Here is a 1,427-nt window from a genome sequence, read left to right as displayed (position 1 = left end):
TTTGCAATACGTTTCGAGCTGGAAAGTTCAGGGAGGCGGCGGTCCTGCAAGGTGCGACGCCCTCCGTTTATCGTCATGTAGCTGCCTGGTTTGTCTGCTTACCGTCAGGCATGAGCCACTTGGCCATTCTTCGCAGATTTTGCGCAGTTGCTGCCATCAGAAACTCATCATGGGCACCGCTTGGACCACGCAGTCGCAAGCGATCAAGTTTGAGGATGCGTTTGAGGTGGGCGAAGAGCATTTCCACCTTCTTTCGCTGCCGGCGCGACTGTTTGTATTCTGGGGTTGTCGCGATGCGCCTCGCTTCATCACGTGCAGCTTCATGGATGCTGCGCACGATTTTACGAAACTGCATATTCGGGCAACATCGATCCTTCATCGAACAGCCATCACAGTCCATCTGACTTGCTCGGTAGACGATGGTGTCTGCTTTCGTGATGTGCGTGCGTGGATTCTTCAGTGGACGCCAGTCGCTGCGTAGCGCGTTTCCCGCGGGACATCGATACTCGTTGGCCTGTTCATTCCAGATGAATTCGCTACGTGAGAACGTATTGTCCTTGCGCGTTGTTTTATCCCAGACCGAGACGTGCGGCTCGATATGTTTCTCGTCAACCATCCAGCCAAGCAGCGCCGCTGTGCCGTATGCAGTGTCACCTACCAGTCGGCGAGGCTTCAGGTCCCGTTGGTGTTCAACACGATCGATCATTGTCCGGGTTGATTCGACCTCTTGGGACTGGTTCGCCGGCGTCGCTTCAACGTCAACAATGATCCCTGCCTGCAGGTCAATCAGGTAATTCGTCGAGTAGGCAAAGAACGCGGGACCACCCGGTGCAGCCGTCCATCGTGCAGCAGGATCAGTCAGGGATATCTTCTTTGGAGGTGTCGAAGACGCTGCTGGCTCTGACGTGTCCGCTTCCACCGGATTGGTTTGCGCCAGTGCCTCAAGATATTCCCGCACAGCCCGGCTCTGGCCGTCGGCACGTCCCCAGTCGATAGGTTCTGTTCCCGGCACTCCGTTCGCACGACTCGCGTCGGCCTTGATGATGCTTGCGTCAATCGCGAAGCCCTCACCCTTGACAAGCCCCTCGGCCATGCAGCGGCTCAGCACGGATTCGAACACGTGACGCAACAGATCGCTATCGCGAAAGCGCCCGTGACGGTTCTTTGAGAACGTCGAATGTTCCGGTACGGCATCCTCCAGACCTAACCGGCAGAACCAGCGGTATGCGAGATTCAGATGCACCTCTTCGCATAGACGTCGCTCGGACCGGATGCCAAAGCAGTAACCCACGATCAACATGCGGATCATGAGCTCCGGGTCAATTGATGGGCGCCCCATCGGGCTGTAGAACGGCGCGAGATGCTGGCGCAGATCTCGCAGATCAAGGAAACGATCGATGCCTCTCAACAGGTGCGATTGCGGGACG

At 56.9% G+C, this 1,427-nt stretch carries 1 protein-coding gene; it reads right to left on the bottom strand.

The genetic code is table 11. The annotated features are described in order from the left end of the window. Positions 1-73: 73 nt before the first annotated feature. Positions 74-1,427: transposase (locus P0D96_RS47920; protein WP_408321319.1), on the bottom strand; the 1,354-nt coding region annotated here is incomplete at its 5' end.

It is taken from the genome of Paraburkholderia sp. RL17-347-BIC-D (genome assembly GCF_046027915.1).
In the GTDB taxonomy this organism is placed as follows: domain Bacteria; phylum Pseudomonadota; class Gammaproteobacteria; order Burkholderiales; family Burkholderiaceae; genus Paraburkholderia.
The sequence above is the reverse complement of the archived record's forward strand: the minus strand, read 5'-3'. Positions and strand labels throughout refer to the sequence as shown.